This is a genomic window from Citrobacter sp. LST-B2, assembly GCF_057983045.1.
The window spans coordinates 50,438-72,597 of sequence record NZ_CP192598.1; the positions used below are offsets into that span (position 1 = coordinate 50,438).

General features: G+C 50.6%; 21 protein-coding genes. 12 read left to right on the forward strand and 9 right to left on the reverse strand.

Translation table 11 applies throughout. The features are described from left to right. Positions 1–159 precede the first annotated feature (159 nt). A complete protein-coding gene (locus ACQ0PY_RS00235) occupies positions 160–1,116 on the forward strand; it encodes a LacI family DNA-binding transcriptional regulator (RefSeq protein ID WP_042998691.1) in 957 nt (318 codons plus the stop codon). Positions 1,117–1,149: 33 nt separating this feature from the next. On the opposite strand, the gene ACQ0PY_RS00240 is transcribed toward ACQ0PY_RS00235, so the two are convergent. Further along, on the reverse strand, positions 1,150–1,443 hold the full coding sequence (locus ACQ0PY_RS00240; RefSeq protein WP_044254539.1) for a YicS family protein: 294 nt from the start codon (positions 1,441–1,443) through the stop codon (positions 1,150–1,152). A gap of 129 nt (positions 1,444–1,572) precedes the next feature. On the opposite strand from ACQ0PY_RS00240, the gene ACQ0PY_RS00245 reads away from it, so the two are divergent. The 9 genes from ACQ0PY_RS00245 to nlpA all read left to right on the forward strand — a co-directional run bounded on the left by ACQ0PY_RS00245 (position 1,573) and on the right by nlpA (position 10,394). Then, positions 1,573–1,989 carry a GNAT family N-acetyltransferase gene (locus tag ACQ0PY_RS00245; protein ID WP_044254537.1) on the forward strand — a complete coding sequence of 139 codons (417 nt, stop codon included), beginning with the start codon at positions 1,573–1,575 and terminating at the stop codon, positions 1,987–1,989. Between the two features lie 103 nt (positions 1,990–2,092). Then, positions 2,093–4,891: a transcriptional regulator DagR gene (gene dagR, locus ACQ0PY_RS00250; RefSeq protein WP_044254535.1), complete on the forward strand. Its 2,799-nt coding sequence runs from the start codon at positions 2,093–2,095 to the stop codon at positions 4,889–4,891. A 120-nt stretch (positions 4,892–5,011) separates the two neighbouring features. Further along, positions 5,012–5,437: a PTS sugar transporter subunit IIA gene (locus tag ACQ0PY_RS00255; protein WP_042998687.1), complete on the forward strand. Its 426-nt coding sequence runs from the start codon at positions 5,012–5,014 to the stop codon at positions 5,435–5,437. An 11-nt stretch (positions 5,438–5,448) separates the two neighbouring features. Continuing rightward, positions 5,449–5,934, forward strand: a complete 486-nt coding sequence (locus tag ACQ0PY_RS00260; protein ID WP_109739716.1) for a PTS sugar transporter subunit IIB — start codon at positions 5,449–5,451, stop codon at positions 5,932–5,934. Between the two features lie 23 nt (positions 5,935–5,957). Continuing rightward, positions 5,958–6,707, forward strand: a complete 750-nt coding sequence (locus ACQ0PY_RS00265) for a PTS mannose/fructose/sorbose/N-acetylgalactosamine transporter subunit IIC (RefSeq protein ID WP_042323417.1) — start codon at positions 5,958–5,960, stop codon at positions 6,705–6,707. Next, positions 6,704–7,564 (forward strand): PTS system mannose/fructose/sorbose family transporter subunit IID, encoded by an 861-nt coding sequence (locus ACQ0PY_RS00270; protein WP_161215577.1) that lies wholly within the window; start codon positions 6,704–6,706, stop codon positions 7,562–7,564. The genes ACQ0PY_RS00265 and ACQ0PY_RS00270 overlap by 4 nt, the downstream gene beginning before the upstream one ends. Before the next feature lie 3 nt (positions 7,565–7,567). Continuing rightward, positions 7,568–8,677 carry a D-glucosaminate-6-phosphate ammonia lyase gene (dgaE, locus tag ACQ0PY_RS00275; RefSeq protein WP_044263591.1) on the forward strand — a complete coding sequence of 370 codons (1,110 nt, stop codon included), beginning with the start codon at positions 7,568–7,570 and terminating at the stop codon, positions 8,675–8,677. Beyond that, on the forward strand, positions 8,664–9,407 hold the full coding sequence (gene dagF, locus ACQ0PY_RS00280; protein ID WP_099433948.1) for a 2-dehydro-3-deoxy-phosphogluconate aldolase: 744 nt from the start codon (positions 8,664–8,666) through the stop codon (positions 9,405–9,407). Before dgaE ends, dagF begins: the two co-directional genes overlap by 14 nt. Positions 9,408–9,575: 168 nt before the next feature. After that, a complete protein-coding gene (gene nlpA / locus ACQ0PY_RS00285; protein ID WP_044254530.1) occupies positions 9,576–10,394 on the forward strand; it encodes a lipoprotein NlpA in 819 nt (272 codons plus the stop codon). A 25-nt stretch (positions 10,395–10,419) separates the two neighbouring features. On the opposite strand, the gene ACQ0PY_RS00290 is transcribed toward nlpA, so the two are convergent. Further along, entirely contained in the window at positions 10,420–11,322 is a 903-nt protein-coding gene (locus ACQ0PY_RS00290; RefSeq protein WP_044263588.1) for a carboxylate/amino acid/amine transporter, read from the reverse strand. A 190-nt stretch (positions 11,323–11,512) separates the two neighbouring features. On the opposite strand from ACQ0PY_RS00290, the gene ACQ0PY_RS00295 reads away from it, so the two are divergent. Then, positions 11,513–12,031 carry an anti-virulence regulator CigR family protein gene (locus ACQ0PY_RS00295; RefSeq protein ID WP_044254526.1) on the forward strand — a complete coding sequence of 173 codons (519 nt, stop codon included), beginning with the start codon at positions 11,513–11,515 and terminating at the stop codon, positions 12,029–12,031. A 47-nt stretch (positions 12,032–12,078) separates the two neighbouring features. On the opposite strand, the gene ACQ0PY_RS00300 is transcribed toward ACQ0PY_RS00295, so the two are convergent. The 7 genes from ACQ0PY_RS00300 to ACQ0PY_RS00330 all read right to left on the reverse strand — a co-directional run bounded on the left by ACQ0PY_RS00300 (position 12,079) and on the right by ACQ0PY_RS00330 (position 17,793). Continuing rightward, positions 12,079–12,597, reverse strand: a complete 519-nt coding sequence (locus ACQ0PY_RS00300) for a fimbrial protein (protein ID WP_109739715.1) — start codon at positions 12,595–12,597, stop codon at positions 12,079–12,081. Next, positions 12,590–13,111, reverse strand: coding sequence for a fimbrial protein (locus ACQ0PY_RS00305; RefSeq protein WP_109739714.1), 522 nt, complete (start codon positions 13,109–13,111; stop codon positions 12,590–12,592). Before ACQ0PY_RS00305 ends, ACQ0PY_RS00300 begins: the two co-directional genes overlap by 8 nt. A gap of 12 nt (positions 13,112–13,123) precedes the next feature. Next, positions 13,124–14,119 carry a fimbrial protein gene (locus ACQ0PY_RS00310; RefSeq protein WP_109739713.1) on the reverse strand — a complete coding sequence of 332 codons (996 nt, stop codon included), beginning with the start codon at positions 14,117–14,119 and terminating at the stop codon, positions 13,124–13,126. A gap of 18 nt (positions 14,120–14,137) precedes the next feature. After that, positions 14,138–14,839, reverse strand: coding sequence for a fimbrial chaperone (locus tag ACQ0PY_RS00315; protein WP_109739712.1), 702 nt, complete (start codon positions 14,837–14,839; stop codon positions 14,138–14,140). Continuing rightward, complete coding sequence (locus tag ACQ0PY_RS00320) at positions 14,832–15,134, reverse strand: hypothetical protein (protein WP_224788360.1); 303 nt, start codon at positions 15,132–15,134, stop codon at positions 14,832–14,834. Before ACQ0PY_RS00320 ends, ACQ0PY_RS00315 begins: the two co-directional genes overlap by 8 nt. Next, a complete protein-coding gene (gene pefC, locus ACQ0PY_RS00325; RefSeq protein WP_224788359.1) occupies positions 15,131–17,188 on the reverse strand; it encodes a PefC/AfrB family outer membrane usher protein in 2,058 nt (685 codons plus the stop codon). The genes ACQ0PY_RS00320 and pefC overlap by 4 nt, the downstream gene beginning before the upstream one ends. A gap of 68 nt (positions 17,189–17,256) precedes the next feature. Continuing rightward, entirely contained in the window at positions 17,257–17,793 is a 537-nt protein-coding gene (locus tag ACQ0PY_RS00330) for a fimbrial protein (protein ID WP_446894179.1), read from the reverse strand. A 347-nt stretch (positions 17,794–18,140) separates the two neighbouring features. Between ACQ0PY_RS00330 and ACQ0PY_RS00335 the strand changes: the two genes are divergently transcribed. Beyond that, positions 18,141–21,986 (forward strand): S6 family peptidase, encoded by a 3,846-nt coding sequence (locus ACQ0PY_RS00335; RefSeq protein ID WP_109739711.1) that lies wholly within the window; start codon positions 18,141–18,143, stop codon positions 21,984–21,986. Positions 21,987–22,160: the final 174 nt, after the last annotated feature.

Genomic DNA, 22,160 nt, shown 5'->3' on the forward strand with positions numbered 1-22,160 from the left:
TTTGGCTCACGGTTTTGGTGCTATTTCATACTTTTTGAGTGGAAACGGAAAATCGATTTCCATGAAAAACGGAAACAGCTATACTGCGTGTGGTGATTATTTGAGCCAATGTTAAATTCAGGATTGAAGGAGCCAGGCAGGCTCTGTCAGGGGAGAATGATGTCTACTATCAACGATGTATCGCGTTTGGCTGGCGTGTCTAAAGCCACGGTGTCGCGCGTGTTGAGCGGATCGCGTGGTGTGAAGGAAGCCAGTCGTCTTGCCGTGTTAAAGGCGGTGGATGAACTGAACTATCGTCCGAATGTGATTGCCCAGTCATTACTCAGCCAGAGCACCGGTTGCATTGGCGTGATTTGCGCGCAGGACAACATTAACCAGACGACGGGCTACCTTTACGCACTGGAAAAACATCTGAGCCAGCACCAAAAGCATCTGTTGCTCCGCTTTGCCAACACCAAAGCAGAGGTGATGAGCGCCCTTGATGAATTAAGTTGTGGCCTGTGTGACGATGTGCTGATTATTGGGGCGCGTTTCCCGCTGAATATCAGCCAGGAAAACGTCATTCTGGTGGATTGCCTGGAAGCGGGCGACGATGTGACCAGTATTCAGTTTGACCACAGCTTTGCCACCGAAACGGCCTGTAACTATCTGATTAGCCAGAATCGACGGCAGATTGCCCTCATTCATCCTGAAGGGATGGGATTCTCCGAACAGGTGCTACTTGGCTACAAACACGCGCTGGAGAAGAACTTCCTGCCCTTTAACCGTAACCTGGTGTTTATGGAAGCCACCTCTTCCTCGGTCGCGCTACAGGAGTTGTTGAATAACGCCTCCACGCTCAACTTTAACGCCCTGCTGGTGGCGGATGAGCAGCAGGCTCAGCGGGTGATCCCACAATTGCAGGCGTTTAATAAGTCGGTTCCGGAAGATATTATGATCTTCAGCCTCGCCGGTTCGCTGCATCTGCCGGGGATCCCGACCATCCCGGCAATCGAATACTCCATGGATGCGATGGCGGCGCGGATTGTCAGCTGGCTGAATGAAAAAACGCAGAGCATGTTGGGATCGTATGTGCTGCGCGGCGACCTCATCATTCCGGATGTTCGCCAGCGGTAAGCTAATTAACGGGCGTGAGGCATAGGCTTCACGCTACATATCCGGGCATTCCACCTTACCGAGCGCTTCCCAGTAGTTGCTCTGATTGTTCCTTTCCATCGCCACCGCCGCCTCGCGGATGTGCTGCTGATTGCCTTCATTCGCCATGATCGTTTTTTCCCACGCCTCGTCTGAAGGCGAACCTTGCGGCGTACAAATTTTGCGTAAATCGTTGAGTATCGTATTTTTTTCGTGCACGGATTGCAGTGCGCCGTAAGGCGAGTCGGCCTGCGCCAGCGTTGGCATCAAGAAAAGGGCGGCAATGATCGGTAAAACGGCTCGTTTCATGGTAATAATCCTTGTAGTCGATGCGCATCATTTCAAGAGTAAGTGTAGATGGTGTACGACTCTCTCAGCAGCCCGTGCGAAAGTCGGAAAAGGCTTCAGCAAAAAGTTGTATTTTTTCAGGAGGATAGAATGCAGATACAAATTACCGATACCGTTACCGAAGACGATCAAAATGCACTGCTCACCGGATTGCGCGCTTACAATTTTCAGTTTCTGCAAACGAGAAATTTTGGCGATCTGGCGGTTTACTGGCGTGACGAGCAGCAGAAAATTCGGGGGGGATTGATTGGCAAAATCAAAGGGGAATGGTTGAGCATTGATTTTTTATGGATGCATGAATCCCTGCGTAAAGGCGGTTACGGTAGCCAGCTAATCCAGGCCGCAGAGCACGCCGCTCGCGAAAGAGGTTGTCTCCATGCGCTGGTCGATACCCTGAGTTTTCAGGCGCTGCCGTTCTACCAGAAGAACGGTTATCAACTGCAACTGACCCTTGAGGACTTCCCGGAAAAAGGGGCTGCCCGGCATTATTTATCGAAAACATTTTGATGACCGGAGGCATTCACCGTGACGTCTGGACGCCGATTCACTTTCTTGCATAGCAGAATAGTGTATGTTCTGAACAATCATTTAATTCTTAAGCGGTAAAAAGATGAGACGGATCGAGATCGTACTGGGAGAGCTTGAAAGGCTGACGCGTGGGCTGGATCGTGCCGATTTGGCGCAGGAGACGGCATTCACCGCGGAGGCCATTGGCTTCAACCTGGGGCTGGCGCGCAACTCGGTCAGTAAAGATCTCAACCAACTGTGGAATGACGGTCTGGCGATTAAAAGCCGGGGGCGTCCGGTGTTCTTCCTGCACCGCCAGACGCTGGAGACATTGCTGGGGCGCAAACTGGAGAGTAGCGAGCGCGAGGTGCGCTCGGTGGCTGACCTGCTTCCGCAAACGGAAAATACGGGCGACGACGATCCTTTCACCGGCCTGATTGGCTATGACCGCAGCCTGCGCGATGCGGTTGAAAAAGGCCGCGCCGCCGTGCTCTATCCGCAAGGTTTGCACGTACTGCTGACCGGCCCATCTGGCGTGGGGAAAACCTTTTTTGCCGAACTGATGCACCGCTTCGCCTGCGAAAAGTCCGCCGGTTCCCCACCGCCGCTGGTCTACTTTAACTGCGCCGAGTACGCCCATAACCCGGAACTGCTCTCTTCCCACCTGTTTGGCCATCGTCAGGGGGCATTTACCGGCGCGAACGAGAATAAACCCGGTCTGGTTGAGCAGGCAGACGGCGGCTATTTGCTGCTCGATGAAGTGCACCGTCTGCCCTACGAAGGTCAGGAAAAACTGTTCTCTATTCTTGATAAGGGTGAGTACCGTCCGCTGGGGGACAGCAGTAAGGCGCGTTCGATCTCGGTACGGCTGATTTGCGCCACCACGGAACCGGCGAATTCGTCGCTGTTGCGTACCTTCCAGCGACGCATTCAGGTAAGCATCGATTTGCCGGGGATTCGTCAGCGATCGATTGAAGAACAAGTGGAGCTGATTGTTGGTTTCCTGCAGCGTGAAAGTCGCAAAATCGAGCGCACGGTCAGCATCGACAAAACGCTACTGCTCTGGCTGTTGAACAAACCGCTGGAGGGCAACATTGGTCAGTTGAAGAGTGATATCCAGTTCCTGTGCGCCCAGGCGTGGGCGTCAGGAATGACGGAACATAATGACACACTACAACTGGATAAACGGCTGGCGGAGATACCGTTTCACGCCACGCCGGAACAGCGCCTGTTGGTCGATGCCTTGTTTGAAGGGAAAGAGCGGCTGAACATTGATGCGCGCACGTTACCGGCGCTGAAAACGTCGCTGGCGACCGGGGCGGAAATCGAAGAGAGCGATCTGTTTTACAGCTTCCTGACCCGTGAATATGTCAATCTGCGCAACAGTAATGTCCCGCCGGCGGAAACGCTGGCTATCCTGAAAAACAAGCTCAGCTCGATTTTCGAATATGGCCTCTACAGTCGCGATAGCGTGGCGCATCCACCGCGTTATGGCGATCAAATCGAAGAACGCGTGACGCTGTTGATCGGCTGCGTGGAACAGGTGCTTACGTTTACGCTGCCGGAAAACCTGGTGAATCCGCTGCGCAAGCACTTCCTGGCGCTGATTGGCTACGTCCAGCGCGGGTTGATTCCCCAGCTCTACTCTTCCAGTCTGATCCTCGATCGCTGCAAAGATGAATACGATAACGCCACGCTGCTGTGCCGCAAAATTAATGAACTGCTGCATATTCAGTGCCCGGCGACGGAAGTGGTCTGGCTGTGCCTGTTCCTGAAAGAGTGTCGTCATTACCGCCAGCGCATTGATGCCAGTCCGGATTGCGGGGTGATTCTGGTCGCTCACGGCGCGACCACCGCGACCAGCATGGCGCAGTATGTTAACCGTGTACTGGAACGCGACCTGTTCAGCGCAGTCGACATGCCGTTTGAGCAGTCGGTACATGACACGCTGGAAACGCTGACCCAGATTATTCAGACCCAACGCTATCAGCGGCTGATCCTGATGGTCGACATCGGTTCACTGGTACATTTCGGCAGTACGATCAGCAAGTTATTTCAGATAGACGTACTGCTGATGCCCAACATCACGCTGACCAGTCTGCTGGAGGTTGGGCTGGATTTAAGCTACGAAACCAGCGATTTACCCCAATTGGCGGCGCTGATGCAGAGCAAAAATATCCCCTGCCAGCTGTGTACGCCGCAGCAGGAAAACGGCGGCAAAGTGCTGGTCGTTTCCTGCATTACCGGCATGGGAACGGCGGAAAAAATTAAAAAAGTGCTCGAGGAGAGCTTCGGCGAACTGATGTCGCAGGACACGCGAATGGTGATCCTCGATTACAACGACGTGCGCAGTCTCGAACGTGTCCAGCAGGCGCTGAATGCCAATGAGCGACTGGCAGGGATTGTCGGGACTTTCCAGCCCGGACTGCCGGATATTCCGTTTATCTCGCTGGAAGAACTGTTCTCTGAGCAGGGGCCGGAGCTGGTGTTAAGCCTGCTGACGCCGGATCTCTCCAGCGCCGAGCGCCGTCTGGAGATGGAGCGCAGCGCGATGCGCTTTATCAGCGCGCTGACCATGGAGAGCATCATCAATCATATTTCAGTGCTCAACCCGCAGCGCATTCTGAAAGAGATGGAGGGCGTGCTTAACCATCTGACGACTGCGCTTTCCCTCAAACCCAGTCGCCAGGTGACACTACGCTTCCTGATCCACTGCTGTTGCATGGTTGAGCGTATCGTGATCAACCGTAAACCGTTACAGATGGCGCTGGAAAACAAACCGAATCTGGATCCCCGCGCGTTTAGTGTCATTAAATCTGCGTTTCTGCCGATCGAAGAGGCCTATGCCATCCGGTTATCGGATGCGGAATATTTTTATATCTACGAACTGCTTTATAGCTGATCCCTTAATGGGCGAGGCGTTGCGCCTTGCCCGCTCTCCTTTCCCCCTCGTGTGACACAAATACTGGCACAGCCTTTGCTCTTTCCTTGCGTGTAAATGTAATCGCGCCAGGAGGCCATTTTGACTACCACTCAACCGTTGCCCGACATTCTGCTGCTGACCCATGGCGGCTGGGGACAACAGCTTTGTAACAGCCTGCGCATGGTGATGGGCGAAATTAAAGGCGTGACAGAAATTGCGCTGATGCCCGTCGATACGCTGGGTGAGTTTTATCAGCGTGTTGAAGACGTGGTGAAAACCATGCCGGAAGGCTCACTGATTCTGACCGATTTTGTGGGCGGCACGACATCCAACGTGGCGGCGCGGCTGAGTGCGGATTATCCGGTGGCGGTCGTTTCCGGACTCAACGCATCACTGCTGCTGGAAGCGCTGGACAGACGTGAACACGGTTCACTGACTACCTGCGTCAGCGAACTGGTGGACGCCGGACGCAGCAGTTGCCTGGACGTTGTCGCTCACGTCCGTCAATTACAACAATCACAATAAGGAAAATCATCATGGCAAACATCGTGTTATGTCGTATCGATAGCCGACTGATCCACGGACAGGTGGTGACGAAGTGGGTCGGGCAGTCCCAGGCCAACTGCATCGCGGTGGTCAGCGATGAACTGGATGCCGATCCGTTTATGAAAAACATCTACCTGATGGCCGCGCCGCCGAACATCAAAGTGGACTGCTACAGCAACCTGAGCTTTGCCGCCTCATGGCAAGAGAACCAACTGGGCGACGGCAATGTGCTGGTGCTGTTCCCTTCTCTGGCGGCGATTCAGCAGGCCGTACAACAGGGGTTTGATGTCTCCACGATTCAGGTGGGGGGGCTGGGCGGTGGACCGAACCGCAAAGCGGTATTCCAGAACATTACGCTCGATGAAAAAGACGTTGGCATTCTGAACGACCTGAAAAGTCGTGGGATTCAGGTGTTCTTCCAGACTATCCCGGAAGATAAACCGCAGTCGCTGGACGATATCCTGAAAAAATTCTAATTCTCTGATAATGGGATAACACTATGGATACCTTAGTTTTTGCAAGCCTCATGGGGTTGTATTACTGGTTTGCCCGCTTACGCCTTGGCTACACCTTCTCTGCCATGCTGCTTCAGCCGGTGGTGGTGGCTGTTTTCGTCGGGCTGCTGCTTGGCAATATGCAGACTGCGATGATTATCGGTGCCGGGATGCAGCTCGTTTATCTCGGCGTGACCTCCACGCCTGGCGGTAACGTGCCGTCAGATCCGGCGCTGGCGGCCTGTATCTCGATTCCCATCGCGGTGAAAGCCGGGATGGATCCGAACCTGGCCATTGCGCTGGCGATCCCCTTCGGCGTAATCGGCGTCTTCCTTGACCAGTTGCGTCGTACCCTGAACGCCGCCTGGGTGCATATGGCTGATAAGCACGCGGAAACAGCGAACATGTCGGGCATTATGCGCTGTGCGTTCCTCTACCCGGCGTTACTCGGACTGGCGCTGCGTTTCCCGGTGGTGTTTGCCGCGAACTACTTCGGTCAGGACGTGGTGGAAAGTTTCCTCAAACTGATGCCGCACTGGCTGACCCACTCCTTTGAAATCATGGGCGGGATCCTGCCGGCGCTGGGCTTCGCAATCACCATTATGGTGATCGGTAAAAAGAGCCTGCTGCCGTGGTTTATCGGCGGATTCTTCGCGGTGCTGTACCTCAAGGTAGACATCATGGCGATGGCGATCTTCGGTACCTGTGTGGCCTTCCTGATTAAAGGCCTGGCGAAAAATGAAGGAGCAGCATGATGAGCAGCGACGTAATGCAGCATGAACTGGTTGAGCGCGCACGGACGACCGGGGCGTTAACCAAAGCGGATATCACTAAAGCGTGGTTTATCTACTGGCTGGGCGCGGAAGTCTCCAACTCTTATGAACGTCTGCAGAGCCTGATTTTCTGCGCCTCGATGACACCGATCATCAAAAAGCTCTACCCGCAAAAAGAGGAACAGGTGGAGGCGCTGAAACGGCACCTGAACTTCTTCAACTCCGAGCAAACATTTGGCGCGGTGATCCAGGGGATTTCCATCGCCATGGAAGAACAAAAAACGCGCGGCGAGCCGATCAGCGATGCCTCAATTACCGGGATTAAAACCGGTCTGATGGGGCCGCTGGCCGGGATGGGCGACTCCATTGTCTGGGCCGCCGTCATGCCGCTGCTGATTGCGATTTTCATCCCTTTCGCCGCTAATGGCAGCGCGTTTGGCGGTATTGCACCGCTGATCCTCTATCCGGCGATTACCCTGGCGATCAGCTACGGTCTGATCCACAAAGGCTACACCCTGGGACGTGATTCTATCGTCGGGTTATTGCAGGGGGGGCGAATCAAAGAACTGATCTACGGCGCGAACGTGCTGGGGTTGATCATGATGGGCGCGCTGTCGGCAAGCTACGTCAAGATCACCACACCGTTGAAAATCAGCGCCCTGAAGGGTTCTGAAGTGGTCGTGCAGCAGATCCTTGACTCTATCGCGCCAGGCCTGCTGCCGCTGGCGGCGGTATTTGCCATCTATATCTTCCTGGTGAAAAAGGGTCCGCGTTACACCACCATTCTGCTGTCGATTGTGGCGCTGAGCGTGGTGTGTTCGCTGCTGGGAGTGTTGTAAGCCATGACAGAGAATATTTATCAACAGCTGGGGCTAAAACAGGTGATTAACGCCTGCGGCAAGATGACGATTCTTGGCGTCTCCAGCGTCGCGCCGGAGGTGATGCAGGCAACGGCGCGCGCGGCCTCGGCCTTTGTCGAGATCGACAAGCTGGTGGACCGAACCGGTGAACTGGTTTCCCGCTTTACCGGCGCGCAGGACAGCTACGTGACCTCCTGCGCCTCGGCAGGGATCGCCATCGCCGTTGCCGCCGCCATTACTCGTGGCGACCCGCTTCGCGTGTCGCTGATGCCGGACAGCAGCGGAATGGCCAACGAGGTAGTGATGCTGCGCGGTCATAACGTGGACTACGGCGCGCCGATTACCAGCGCCATTCGTCTGGGCGGTGGGCGCGTTGTGGAAGTCGGTTCGAGTAACCTGGCCGCACGCTGGCAACTGGAGAGCGCCATTACTGACGAGACCGCCGCACTGCTGTATGTGAAATCGCACCACTGCGTGCAAAAAGGCATGCTCAGCATTGACGACTTTGTACAAGTGGCGCAGATCCACAACCTGCCGCTGATTGTCGATGCCGCCGCCGAGGAGGATTTACACGCCTGGGTGGCGAGCGGGGCGGATATGGTTATCTACAGCGGGGCGAAAGCCTTCAATGCGCCGACCTCCGGGTTTATCACCGGCAATAAAACGTGGATCGCCGCCTGTAAAGCGCAACATCACGGGATTGCCAGAGCGATGAAAATCGGCAAGGAGAACATGGTCGGGCTGGTGTATGCGCTGGAAAATTATCACCAGGGGCAGACCGTGGTGACCGCCGAGCAGTTGCAACCGACGGTGGAGGCGATTTCGGCCATTCGCGGGCTGACCGCCGATATCGAGCAGGACGAAGCCGGGCGTGCCATCTGGCGCATTCGCGTTCGGGTTGATGCGCAGGTGTTTGGTCTGGACGCGCGCGACGTCGAAGCCCAACTGCGAAGTGGCGATATCGCCATTTACGCACGGCGCTATAACCTCCATCAGGGCGTATTCAGCCTCGACCCACGTACGGTCGCTGAGGGGGAAATGGCGTTGATTGTGGCGCGACTTAAGGAGATTGCAGAACATGCAGCAGATTAATTTTTATCGTCAGCGTGTGGCGATTAACGTGCTGGCGAAAGATATCGCTAACGCCAGGGAAATCTATGACGCCGCCGAGGGACACGCAGTGATTGGCATCCTGTCTGCGCAATTTTCGTCGGTCGACGAAGGTGTTCAGGAGGTGAAGCGCTGGATGGCGGACGTGCCGTCGATTTCGGTCGGGCTGGGGGCGGGCGATCCGGCGCAGTATTACAAGGCGGCGATGATTGCCGCAAAGGTTCATCCGGCGCACGTCAACCAGACCTTTACCGGCAGCGGTTTTGCCGCAGGCGCGCTGGCGGCGACGGGGGGAGAACAGACCCATATCAATGCGCTGGTCAGCCCGACGGGAACGCCTGGTGACGTGTTGATTTCCACCGGCGTCAGCAGCAGTCAGGGGACGCCAGCGCGCGTCTCCTGCGATGCCGCCGTGCGGATGATGCAGGATATGGGGGCGCACGCGGCCAAATTCTTTCCGATGGGCGGGGAGAAGTCGCTGCCGGAGCTGTACGTACTGGCGAGCAGCGCGGCGCGTAACGGCATGACGCTGATTGAACCGACCGGTGGTATCGATCTGGATAATTTCGGCGTCATATTGCAGACCTGCCTGGAGGCGGGAGTGCCGCGCGTGATGCCGCATGTGTACAGTTCGATTATCGATCCGCAAACCGGGAATACACGTCCTGAAGATATTGTCAGGTTAATGGACATCATCAAAGCGCTGGTCTGAGCCGAATGGCGCTGCGTGTGGTCAGCGCAGCGCCATCAGGATTTTCGCATATTCTCCCTTTATGCTTTTTTCTTCTTATTGATACCTTTTCGTTTTTTAAACCGCCGTGCCCTTCCCGCTATAGTCATTTCATTACTCATCAGGCGGTTATTTCAAAAGGATAAAAACGTGAAATTGACGATACCTCATTTACGGACAGGGGCGGCGGTACTGCTGGCGGGATTGTTGCTGGTCGGGTGCGATCAGCAGAGCAGCGATGCAAAGCACATTAAAGTGGGTGTGATTAACGGTGCCGAGCAGGATGTCGCGGAAGTTGCCAAAAAAGTGGCGAAAGAGAAGTACGGCCTCGACGTTGAGCTGGTCGGTTTCAGCGGCTCGCTGTTGCCGAATGACGCCACCAACCACGGCGAACTGGATGCCAACGTTTTCCAGCATCGTCCGTTCCTTGAGCAGGATAACCAGGCGCACAACTATAAGCTGGTGGCGGTAGGGAATACTTTTGTCTTCCCGATGGCAGGCTATTCGAAAAAAATTAAAACGGTGGATCAACTGAAAGAGGGCGCGACGGTGGCGATCCCGAACGATCCGACTAATCTGGGACGCGCGCTTCTGCTGCTGCAAAAAGAGAAGCTGATTACCCTGAAAGAAGGGAAAGGTCTGCTGCCGACGGCGCTGGATATCACCGATAATCCGCGTCACTTGCAGATTATGGAACTGGAAGGCGCGCAGCTGCCGCGAGTACTTGACGACCCGAAAGTCGATGTAGCGATCATCAGCACGACCTACATTCAGCAAACCGGGCTTTCTCCGGTTCATGACAGCGTGTTTATCGAAGATAAAAATTCGCCGTACGTGAACATTCTGGTGGCGCGGGAAGACAACAAAGACGCGCAAAACGTGAAGGAATTTTTGCAGTCCTATCAGTCGCCGGAAGTCGCCAAAGCGGCGGAGAAAATCTTTAACGGCGGCGCGGTGCCGGGTTGGTAAGATGAGCGTTGCCGCGCCAGTGATGTCAAACGGTTCTGGCGCGGCGGCGAGAATCCATCGAGATCAACACCACGGACGACAGAATCAGCAGTGTGCCCAGCCAGTCCGGCAGCGTGAAGGTAATGCCCAACAAGAGCAATGACAGCAACGCGCTGCTCAGCGGTTCGGCACAGCTTAAAATGCTCGCTTTCGGCCCGCCAATCATCTGCGCCCCCTTCAGATACAGGCTGAACGTCAGTGACGTGCCGATCACCACCAGGTAGAAAAACGCCAGAATCAGGCTGCCATTCACCACGAAATCCGTGCCCTCTCCAGCGTAAAACGGCAGCAGGATCATCCCGCCGATTAACATACTCCAGCCGACAATCGGCAAAGTGCCGTAACGTGCAATCAGCGTTGACGGGTAGGTGGTATAAAACGCGGCGGCAAATGCGGAGGCGATCCCCCAGAACAGCGCGGCGGGTGAAATTGACAGCGAAGTAGGGTTGCCGTGCGTTACCAGTAAAAAGGTGCCGATCAGGGAGGTGAGGATTGCCGTCAGCACCAATACGCCGGGACGGGCCTTACGTACCAGCGCGAACCACGCCACGATAATCGTCGGAGACAGAAATTGCAGCACGGTGGCGGTCGCGGCGTTGGACTTTTCGATGGTCAGCAGGAAGGTGAGTTGTACGGTCAGCGCGCCGACGACAGAAAATATCAGCAGACTCAGAGCGTCTTTGCGGTCTTTGAAAAGGGAAAAAATTTTGTCGCCGTGGACAAAGGAGAGCATCAGCAGAATGAGTCCGGCGAAGATCAGACGCGTCATGGTCAGAAATGGCGACGACATCTGGCTTTGCTCCATGATGTACTGCGCGCAAACGCCGGAACTTCCCCATAATACGGCAGCAATCAGAACGTTCAGCATCCCTCTTCTGGTGGACCCCATGTTTTCCTCGGCTGTGTTTTTTCGACGCTATTTGCAGGCATGATAGCAGATAAGGCACAGCCGTTACCCTCCACACAAAAGGTTATTTTAATGGCCTGCGAGCCAATGCAAAACCAGGAATATTTGACATTGCGTACTTGATGGCGGCGCACTATTGTCAAAGTGGAACATCATCTGGAAGGAACACATCATGGGTAAGCGTCGTGGTTTAACGGCAGTGCTGGCCACACTGGTTTCACTCTCTCTGTTCGCTGCGCCGGTCATGGCGAATCCGGGGAATGGTAACGGAAATGGTCATGGCGGAGGCGGCCAGGGCAACAGCAGTGGCAATCATGGAAATAAGGGCAACCAGGGAAATAACGGGCAAAAAGGAAATTCGGCCCAGAAAAACAACGGTTCATCCGATCATCGTAAAAATTACGGCAAACCCGATCACGTCGAGTCTGACATCAGTTTCGCGACAGCGCGTCATCTGGCGGTGAACTACGGCCTGACGGGATATGATTCTCTGCCTCCGGGCATTGCGAAAAACCTGGCGCGTGGAAAACCGCTCCCTCCGGGCATCGCGAAAAAAACCGTACCGGCATCCATGTTGGGGCAACTGCCTTATTATCCTGGCTATGAATGGAAAATTGTTGGGGATGATTTAGTGCTGATTGCGCTCAGTACCGCCGTGGTCACGGCGATTATTAACGGGGTGTTTGATTAACGTATTTAAAGGCCGGGGAGCGTTCCCCGGCTTGTGTTTATACCATCTTAATAATAGGTAAATGTAATGGGTAAACTGGCGGTGTAATTACCCGCCGGTATTGTACCGGTATGGGGAGACACTCTTGCCAACAAGGTGCCATCAAACTGCTTTTGGCTTACCAGAAAAGGCGCTTTACTTAACTCGACCGGCGTGCCGAATTCAACCGCACCTCCACCCTGCTTCCATGACAAGGTAATATCAACCATATTATTTGACGTAGTGAGTTTCGAATTACTGCCCCCAGCCAGAGTAACCTCAAATTTGGTGATATCACTGACACAGTCAATCACGAGGGGAACTTCAACATTATTATCGCCTAATAAGGCACCTGATGTGGTAATCAGCGGAAGTTGCACGGTTTCAGGCAGGCCAAGCCCTTTGTTGATTTGGCACTGAGGATTAGTGACCTGCATTGAAATGGGAAGACTTACGCTTGCCGTTTGTGCGGCGTGACTGTTAAGTGCCGTTGTAGCGCTTAACAGCCCCACCAGTAACGGAAAAAATAGACATGTCCTGTCAATCATAGGTTACCTCGACAGTCAGACTAGTGGAAATATTCCCGGCCTGAAGCGTTTCTTCAGGAATTTTTTTTGGCAACAGCTGGAACTGACCAAGCGTTTCATTTTGGTTACTTAATGCAGTTGATGCGGGAACAAAAGACTTATTCAATTCTAGCGGCGTAAAATCTGTGCCGGATGCATTTTTCCATGCCAACGCAAGCCCAACGCCGGATAAACCCGTTTTCATTAGGTTAGTGCTGCTCGTGGAAACGCCTGCAGCGGGCGAAAATTTCAGTGAGATCCCGGTTGCAGGCCAACTGCATGCAATATTCAGATCAACTGTCTGTGGCGTTGTTGCGTTATTTTCAAACTGGCTAAAGCCGATTTGTTGAAAATTCAGATTTGCCGGAGAGAGAGATAATGCGCACGTGTTTAAGGCTAACTCGGCGTTTATCGTAGCTTTTCTCTGCACTGATTTCGACGCAGAGGCATTGTGAATTGAAAAAAGTATCAAAAAAAAGGCTAACCATCTGAGCATAATTAATCCAGCTTATCTGTATATTAGCGAAACATTCAGGTACGTAGAAACCTTTCCGGCAGGAAACGGTGTTGATGGTTTGACGTTGATTCTGAATCTAGCACTATCATCAATATTTTTTTGTGTTTGCGAATAGAGCTGATAATTAGTATTGAGAGGGATAATTTGTTCACTCCCGTACAGTCTGGTTATCTGGAAATTTAACTTCCGGCCATTAGTATCATTGGCACTAAACATACCATTCGCTGCATCGACTACATTTTCAGGGTCTAAACGGACATAGAGACCATTGATTAATGCTTTATTTTTGCAAGAGTATGAAACTAATAGCTCTTTATACAAACCTCGATTCACGTCGCTGGGTGTTAATTTTCCAAAGTCAATATTTTCTGGAATGAGACTCATTGAGCAAGTGCCGATATCATTTATATAAAAAGATATCGTTGATCCCCCTAAAGCATTATTAACTTCGACTGAAGGGCTGTTGAGAACAGTACGCCCAATAGAAAGCACTGGAACAGTAACATTATGTTGACCAGTTTGAGTGTTTTTCATCCAGTACTCATCATTCACAATAAGCTTCGCTTTGCCGAGGACTGTGCCAGAAGGCCAGTCAACTCTTTCTCCCGGCTTAATCATATCGGAGGTAAGCCAGGAACCCGAGTCGCAATGCATACCTTCGAGCTGCCACTCAATGCCCGGATAGGATGTTGTTATAGTATTGGAATTTTTACAGGTCCCACCACTGGTTATTTTCATAGCCATTTTACTTTGCGGGGTTAAGAAATCTATATAATCCGCATCACAGGACATACCGTTTGTTATGCTTATCTGCATTGCTATTACAGGACCATTTTTCTCTGACGTATAACCATACGCCCAATGATACATATCGCTGGAGGGATCTCTATCGAAAGTTATTGTTCCGCCAGAGCAATCCTTTGCCTGGACAGGTAATGAACTAAGTGATAAAAAAGCTATTAAAAGAGCAAATATGTATTTATACATAATAAAAACCTTTGCGTGTCAGGATTTGTTTAATTTATACTCTTTGTCAACGCCATAATCATCAAACGCTACAATGCTAAGGTTGCTACCGGTAATTGTTTTACCCAGAGAAACTTTTTCACCTGGCGCAAAGACAGATAATTTTTCTTTAATATCGTCACTAACTTTAATGGGCGTTCCGTGTTGTTTAACACTGATGATCGCAAAGTAATAGGGTGTATCGTTCCAGAGGATGGTGTTGCCCTCACTGCTTATCATTTTAATCTGTTGTTCGGCGTTTTCCCTTTTCTCTTTCAGTGCGTCAGGGCGATAAAACATTTTGACCTGGGTATGCAGCGCAATGGATAATGCATTCATACCTTCTTTGGGTGCTTTAGGGATCTCCTGGATATTGATCCAGAAAAGCGATTCTTTGTCTTTTGGTAACGCATTATTAATTTTCAGGATACGCAGGATTTGTTTGTGCTGATCGGCCACTTTAAAAAACGTTGGGCTGGGCACAAAATAGACGTTCTTGTCGTTTTGGTCCTGGTTTTCAATCCATATCTGTCCGCCATATTCCTGAGCGGACTGGTTATCAACCTGTACAGAGATATTCTCTCTTTTTTCATCAAATACATAACGTGTGCTGTTAAGGACAAATGCCGCATGACTTGATGCCGTAAATAAAAACAGTGACGCAGAAAAGAAAAACGTTCTCAGTGTATTGTTCTTAGCCACACTTAATCTCCTGTGCTTTACCCGAATCTTTCTGCAGCGATCGTGAATCGAATTTGCAGTCACCTACAGATATGATCCCTTCATCTTTATCTTCAAGATTCATTAACAGAATCCCGCCGTTGTTGACGTAGCCAATTTCCTGGTTTTCTGCGTTTTTAGCGATACTCCCCATTGGAATAACAAAACCATTACTGCTGATAACTTTGACAATATACGTGTTAATTTTTCTGTATTTCACTTTTTTGTAGATAATGGCATTTTCTGTCGGCGTGACATTAATTGCGTTTTCTGTCAATTCGACGCTTTGTGGCAAGTTGTCGGCATTGACCGTAATGGTGTTATTGTTGTAGCCGTTAACGGTATAACGGCTCGACCTTTTTTATCGCCCGGCATAGAGCCGTTAAATCTGACGCCGGGAATATCTTCCATTTGCACAATCGCAATTTCATCATTTTTCACAGGCGTAAAAAGAATACCTGCATCTGGCAACCCGATAATACTTCCGCCAACCTGGAAGGAAGAACTGGAAGTGTTCCCCATTTGCGAATAGCTTGCCGAGGTTTGAACCTCGTCAAACAGATAAGACGCTGAAATCGCACTTCCTCTGGTGTTGCGTGACTGACTGATGGACGCATTATAGCTCAGGCGTGAATTAACACTTCCCGCAACACCGGTATTGAAATTCGTGCCATTACGGCGATCATAGTTTATGCCAGAGAAGCTGTAGTGCGATTTATCAAACACGCTGAAGGGTACGCTAAGGGATACCCCGGCGTTATAATCACTTTCCATCCCCTGCAGTCTGGAATATCCGGCATTCAGGGAGACTGATATATTATTAAAACTCTTGCTGAGATTTACGTTTGCCCCTACCTCACTGGAAGTGTCCCAGTAATCTTCCTTCCAGGCTGACATGTTTAAGAACACATTCATTTCCGGGAGTTGATAGGTAATAATCGATTCATACCGCTGTTTGGGTCTGTTGTTTAACAGATTGTAATAGCGATAGTTAAAATCCGCGTAGTCAATGTAATTTTCTGAGTTAAAGCGATAACCGATTAACTGTAAATTCGCGTTTTCACCTAAGGCACGGGCATATTTCACCGATGCGCTAAAGCCGTTCATCGTTTTGCCATTATGGTATTTTGCCTGCGACAGGTTGCCACTCATTGCCATGGCACCAAACCAGCCGAAAGAACGGATAAAACCCAGGCCAACGTTGTTATAGTTTTTATCTACCAGTGCAGAGGTATTGAGCGTAAAGGGCTCAAAACCATAATCATAGGTCATCTGCGCGAATAAACTATCATCATCACGCTTGTCACTGTATTGGTCAACTTTACTACCTACCGCGATATTGTAATTGTAATTGCCAGGTTTTAATAAATTGGGCAGCACAGCGACCGGGAATCGCTGTTCTTTTACTGAACCATCCTCTTCATAAATTTTCAAAACAATGTCACCCGAATACACGCCGGTCAGATCGTTAATCACAAAAGGACCCGGCGGGACCACGAACGATTTTAATGTGTATCCGCCTTGTTCGACGGTGACACGGGCATGTGTTCTGGCAATACCATTAATTACCGGGGCATAAGACTGCGAGTCCCAGGGATACATATCCTGATTGGATTTTAACTGTGCGCCATAAAAGGTAAAACCATCGTTCAGGGTATTGTAAGACTGGGTTTTACCAATCAGGATATCTGATTTTATCGATTTTATCGCATGCGTTAACAGCAGGTTATTGCTCTGGAATTTTTCTCCCTGATACGCGTATCCTCTCCCAAGCAGAACCCATTCGCCTATATTGATCTGGCCTTCGATATTGCCGTATGTTGTCCGATCCTGGTCACTTGATTTTGATGTATTGACATCATAGGCGAGTTTGAAACCGGCACTGCCATAATCCCAGGCACCGCCTTCTTTTTTATTATCGATAAAGCCAGCCTGAGGCATCTCGATCGACAACTCCTGCAGGGAAGGATCAAATTTAACCCGACTGTTCTTCTCTTTATCAAGAAGATAGCAGTTGCGTGTGGGGTTAAGATACTGTTTATAGAATTCTTTATTAAGAAAAATGCCTTTTCCCTGTAACCATTTATCCGAAAGACAAATATGCTCTGCATCAGCATTGCTGAGTGTTAGTTCCACAGAGGTCGCTGTTTTAGAACCATTAAAAAGTAGATCGACAACATAGTTCCCCGGGATGTTTTGTCCGGTATTCTTTAGTACTTCTGGTACCTCTTTGCTGCCACCACGGATAAAACTGTAATTGAAATCGTCGGCAAGAACTTCATTCGACCATAAATGAAAAATGATAGCGATACATAATACTTTTATTTTCATTACTTTTCCTTGCCAACATGTACCTTATTTAATTAAGGGAGCCAAGGCTCCCTTTTTATGAAAGATATTTATTTATATGCGATTACATAGCTTGCAGAGGCTGAGAATGGACCAGCAGTAAGTGTGCCAGTGCTTGGTTTGCTCAGCCAGGCACTATAATCGAAGGAGGCGATACCACCTTTGGTGGAATTATAATCTAAAGAGGTTGCACCCGCTTTAATTGCAGCCTCAGCACCCTGTTTGACTGCATTTGTACCGACCAGGTTCATAAAGGCGTTAGTGCCACCTGCTGCAGCGTTAGCGATGCCTACATCCGTTAGTGTCGGAGAAGACCAAGAAACATTAGCTTGAGCTTTTGCAAGACAATCAGGCCTTTGAGGAACGAGCTTAAAAGCTACTTGTGCCCCGTTTGCTGCTGTATTTGCAATAGTGCCTAAATTAACAGTGCTAACACTCGTACCACTGCTATCTTTTACACTAACTTCGCAAGTGGCGGTCGAAACAGAACCCGTAAAGTTTACAGTACCAGTGTTTGGCGCAGCCATAGCACTAGACGCTACACCCAGAACCGCCACAATTGCCGAACCTAAAATCAGCTTTTTCATTTTATACTCCATTAGTAATAGGCTTAATTCTAAAGTCAGCTCATAACAATCTTAATGAGCGAGGCAGAATATATTGCCTTGGGAATTCGATGGCAAATCCTAAAATGGCGTTTGTTACTTTCCTATCGGCTTTTTTTATTTGTCATTTCGTTAGTTATATAGTTTCAGTTTTCGTAACTAATTTTTTTATTTTTTGTAAGGGAGATATAAAATAGAGTAAAGATGATAGTGTATTTATCATAATACTCTTTCAGGATATAAGAATAAAAAAGCCCCGTTATTTTATTGACTGATTCTGGTTTTTATTGATTTTTAGTGTTTTAATCTGATAGTTCCCGGGGGATAAAGTGAATAAAGTATATGCAATAAAAAAGAACAGAAAGGGCGAAGCTGTTGTCGTTTCAGAAGTCAGTAGAGGGATAAGGAGGATAAGGAAATGTCAAATAGTACGAACAACCCTGAATGCCTTGCTTATCAGCATGACAGGATTAGTATGTCCTCTATCATCAGAGGCTTCAGTTAGCGTACACAGTATTCCTTACCAGACATATCGCGATTTTGCTGAGAACAAAGGCCTGTTTAAGCCAGGCGCAGAAAACATCCCGCTATATGATAAAAATGGATCTATCGTTACCACGCTAAATAAAGCGCCCATGATAGATTTCAGTTCAACTGACACAAATGGTATTGGAACGTTAGTTGCACCGCAATATATCGTCAGCGTGAAACACAACGTGGGTTATAAACAGGTGAAGTTTGGTTACAGTGACGACACCACCTATAACCTGGTTGAAAGAAATAATCACGAGTGGGATTTCCATCGGCCTCGACTGAATAAAATTGTGACAGAGATTGTGCCTCTTGATATGACCAGTGCGGGGATTGAAAATGGTACATATCAGAATACAGAGCGGTTTCCCGTTTTCTATCGGGTCGGTACGGGAACGCAATATGTCAAAGATGAGAGTGGCAAATTGACACAACTCGCAGGGGGATACTCTTATAAAACAGGAGGAATAGTAAATCCACCATATACTTCTAGCTGGCGTTTTTTCACTATCACAACAGATACCCCTCTTTCCACCTATGGTACTCCTGGGGACAGTGGCTCTCCATTATTTGGCTGGGATGCACAGCAAAACAAATGGGTTGTAGTTGGAGTACTCAATTCTTATGCGGGGTTATCGGGTAAGACTAACTATTATACAGTAATCCCTGTCGGTGACGTGGTTGAAACCATGAAGCTGAACGCTGATGCCCCAATCCATTCACAAAAAAATGAAGGTGATATTCACTGGACTTATGATGACAAAACCGGCGTTGGCGCATTAACCCAGGGGGCGGCCTCATGGTCAATGCATGGTAATCAGGGGGCAACCTGGCCTGCTTCATTGAACAGCGGTAAAGATCTCATCTTCCAGGGGGGCGGCTCTGTGGTGTTAGAAAATACCGTTGACCAGGGGGCAGGGACGCTGACCTTTGATGATGATTACATTATTAAGCCCCTGGATTCTCAGACCTGGAAAGGTGGCGGAATCATTGTTAACGGCGATCATACCGTCGACTGGCAGGTGAACGGTGTTCAGGGTGATAATTTGCATAAGCTCGGTACCGGGACACTGAAAGTGAATGGTACGGGTATCAATCCAGGTGGGCTGAATGTTGGCGAAGGGACGGTGGTTCTGGCACAACGACCGGACATCGATGGCAACGTTCAGGCCTTTAATAATGTCAGTATTGTGAGCGGTCGCCCAACCGTTGTGTTAAGTGATGACAAACAGGTTAATCCCGACAATATCAAATGGGGTTATCGCGGCGGTAAGCTCGACATCAACGGTAACAGCCTCACCTTCCATCAGCTTAACGGCGCGGACGACGGGGCGATCCTGACCAACCGCGGGAAACAGGCCTCCGTCAACCTGGATTTCAATAAAGCAGATGCCACAACGGCAGTTGCCAATATCTGGCACGGCCACTTCACCGGCAATGTTGATGTCAAAAATACCGTTACACCTGGAACGCAGAACGACTTTGTCATGGATGGCGGGATGAACACGCAGGGGAGCTTCACCCAGCAAAATGGCCGTCTGTTTGTCCAGGGGCATCCGGTTATCCATGCTGTGAGCACTCAGGCTGTGGCGGATAAGCTGAAGGCGCTGGGCGACAACTCTGTTCTCACTCAGCCGGTTTCCTTTACCCAGAGTGACTGGGAAACCCGCCAGTTCAGCATGAAGCAGCTTGATCTGTACAACGCTGATTTCAGTCTGGCGAGGAATGCCAGCCTTAATACAAATATTAATGCCGACCATTCCACCGTAACGCTGGGCAGTGAAAACCTCTTTATCGATCTCAATGACGGGAACGGGGTGAAGACCACGCCGTCATTCGGGCAGTCACAAGCGACAAACGACGCCGATCAGAGCCGTTTCACCGGACGCGTACAGCTGAAGAACGGCTCCACCCTCAACATTAATGAACACTTTAGCGGCGGGATTGACAGCGCAGACAGTTCGGTGACCGTGGCGTCCAGTGATGCCGTTCTCAGCCAGTTCAGCCGTTTCAGCCACTCGCCGCTGTCACTGGCAGATGGCGCGAAGCTGACGGCAACGTCGGGGCTGGTTTCTGACAGTGAAGTGACTGCCGGTACAGGATCAACGCTTTCGCTGTTAACCGGAGCGTACTCGGCTGAGCGCTGGCGTCTTGACGGGCAGGGCACCACGCTGAATGTCGGCGCGGGTAGCGTAATAACAGGCAATATCAAGGCGGATGATGCTGCCAGCCTGAATGTTGGTACGGCAGAGGATGCCCGTGAGAATCTGTTCACAGCTTATGGTGGCAACCTGAGTGCGCCACTGGCAGGCGCGGTGATGACGAATACTCTTTGGCAGGCGGACGGGCAGTCCGTGGTGAAATCTCTCGACCTGAAAGGTTCACAGGTGCGCTTTGGCAATACCGGCGCAGCGGGTTCTCTGACGGTGGACACTCTAACGGCCAGCAACAGCCAGTTCATCATGAACACTGACGGTAAAACGGCAGATACGGTAACGGTTAAGCAGTCGCTGACCGGTAAAAACAATGCGCTGGTTGTTGTCCCGTCTGTGGCTTCAGTGAGTAAGGAAACATCGCCCGTCGCGTTAGTCACGGCACCGAAAGCGACGGCTGCCGATGTGTTCACGCTCAAAACGGTGACACAGCGCGCGGGTGTTCATACCTTCACGCCGCAGATGGGTATCGTGGAGAGCGGGAACAGCAAACAATGGCGACTGGAAGGGTTTGACGTGCAGCAGGACAATGCGGCGGTGCAGGCCAGTAAAGCCATTATGAATACGGGATTTAAAAACTTCCTGACGGAGATGAACAACCTGAACTATCGCATGGGCGACCTGCGCAACACCCACGGTGAAACCGGGGCGTGGGCGCGAGTCTTCAGCGGTACCGGTTCCGCAGATGCGGGTTATTCAGACAGCTGGACTCACCTGCAGGCTGGCGCTGACAGAAAGCACGCGTTTGACGGTGGTGACCTGTTTACCGGTGTGACGGCAACGTTCACTCACAGTAACAGCCATGGCGATGGTTGGTCCGGTCAGACAAAATCAACCGGTATCGGTCTTTATGCTTCCGCGATGTTTGACTCCGGGCTGTATGTGGATGCCATCGGTAAATATGTTCGCCACGACAACCACTATTCGGCGAGTGAAACCGGAATGCCGGAGCAGGATTACCGCTCGCACTCCTGGTATCTGGGTGCAGAAACCGGCTGGCGCTTCTCGCTACCCGGCGAAACTTTTATCCAGCCGCAGACGGAACTGGTTTATGGCTCAGTGTCAGGAACCCGGTTTGACTGGCAGTCTGCAGGTTCAGACATCCGTATGCAGCGTAAGCAGGAGAATCCGTTGATTGGTCGTACGGGGGTGGAATCCGGAAAAACGTTCAGAGGGAAAGACTGGGAACTGACGGCGCTGGCGGGCGTTCATTATCAGTATGACCTGTTTAAACCGGCAGAGACGGTTGTTCATGATTTTGCCGGGGAAACTCATATTAAGAATGGTAAAGATAGCCGGGTTAACTTCAGTTTAGGTGTTAATGCCAGAATTAAAGAAAACACCAGGATTAGTCTTAATATAGAGCGTTCGGCCTTCGGTCATTACGATATCGATAAGGCAATTAACGCCAATATCCGTTATTCATTCTGATTTTAACAGGTGAGTCAGTAAAAGCCTGAACCTATAGTTCAGGCTTTTTTATGGATTAAATGTGAGTGAGAATTAAATCCATTTACGCAACAAGTTAGTGTGCATAATTTTATCGCAATGGGTTATTTTTTAGGGTGGTTTTTGCACTTTTCATACTTTATAGTCCCTTTTAGT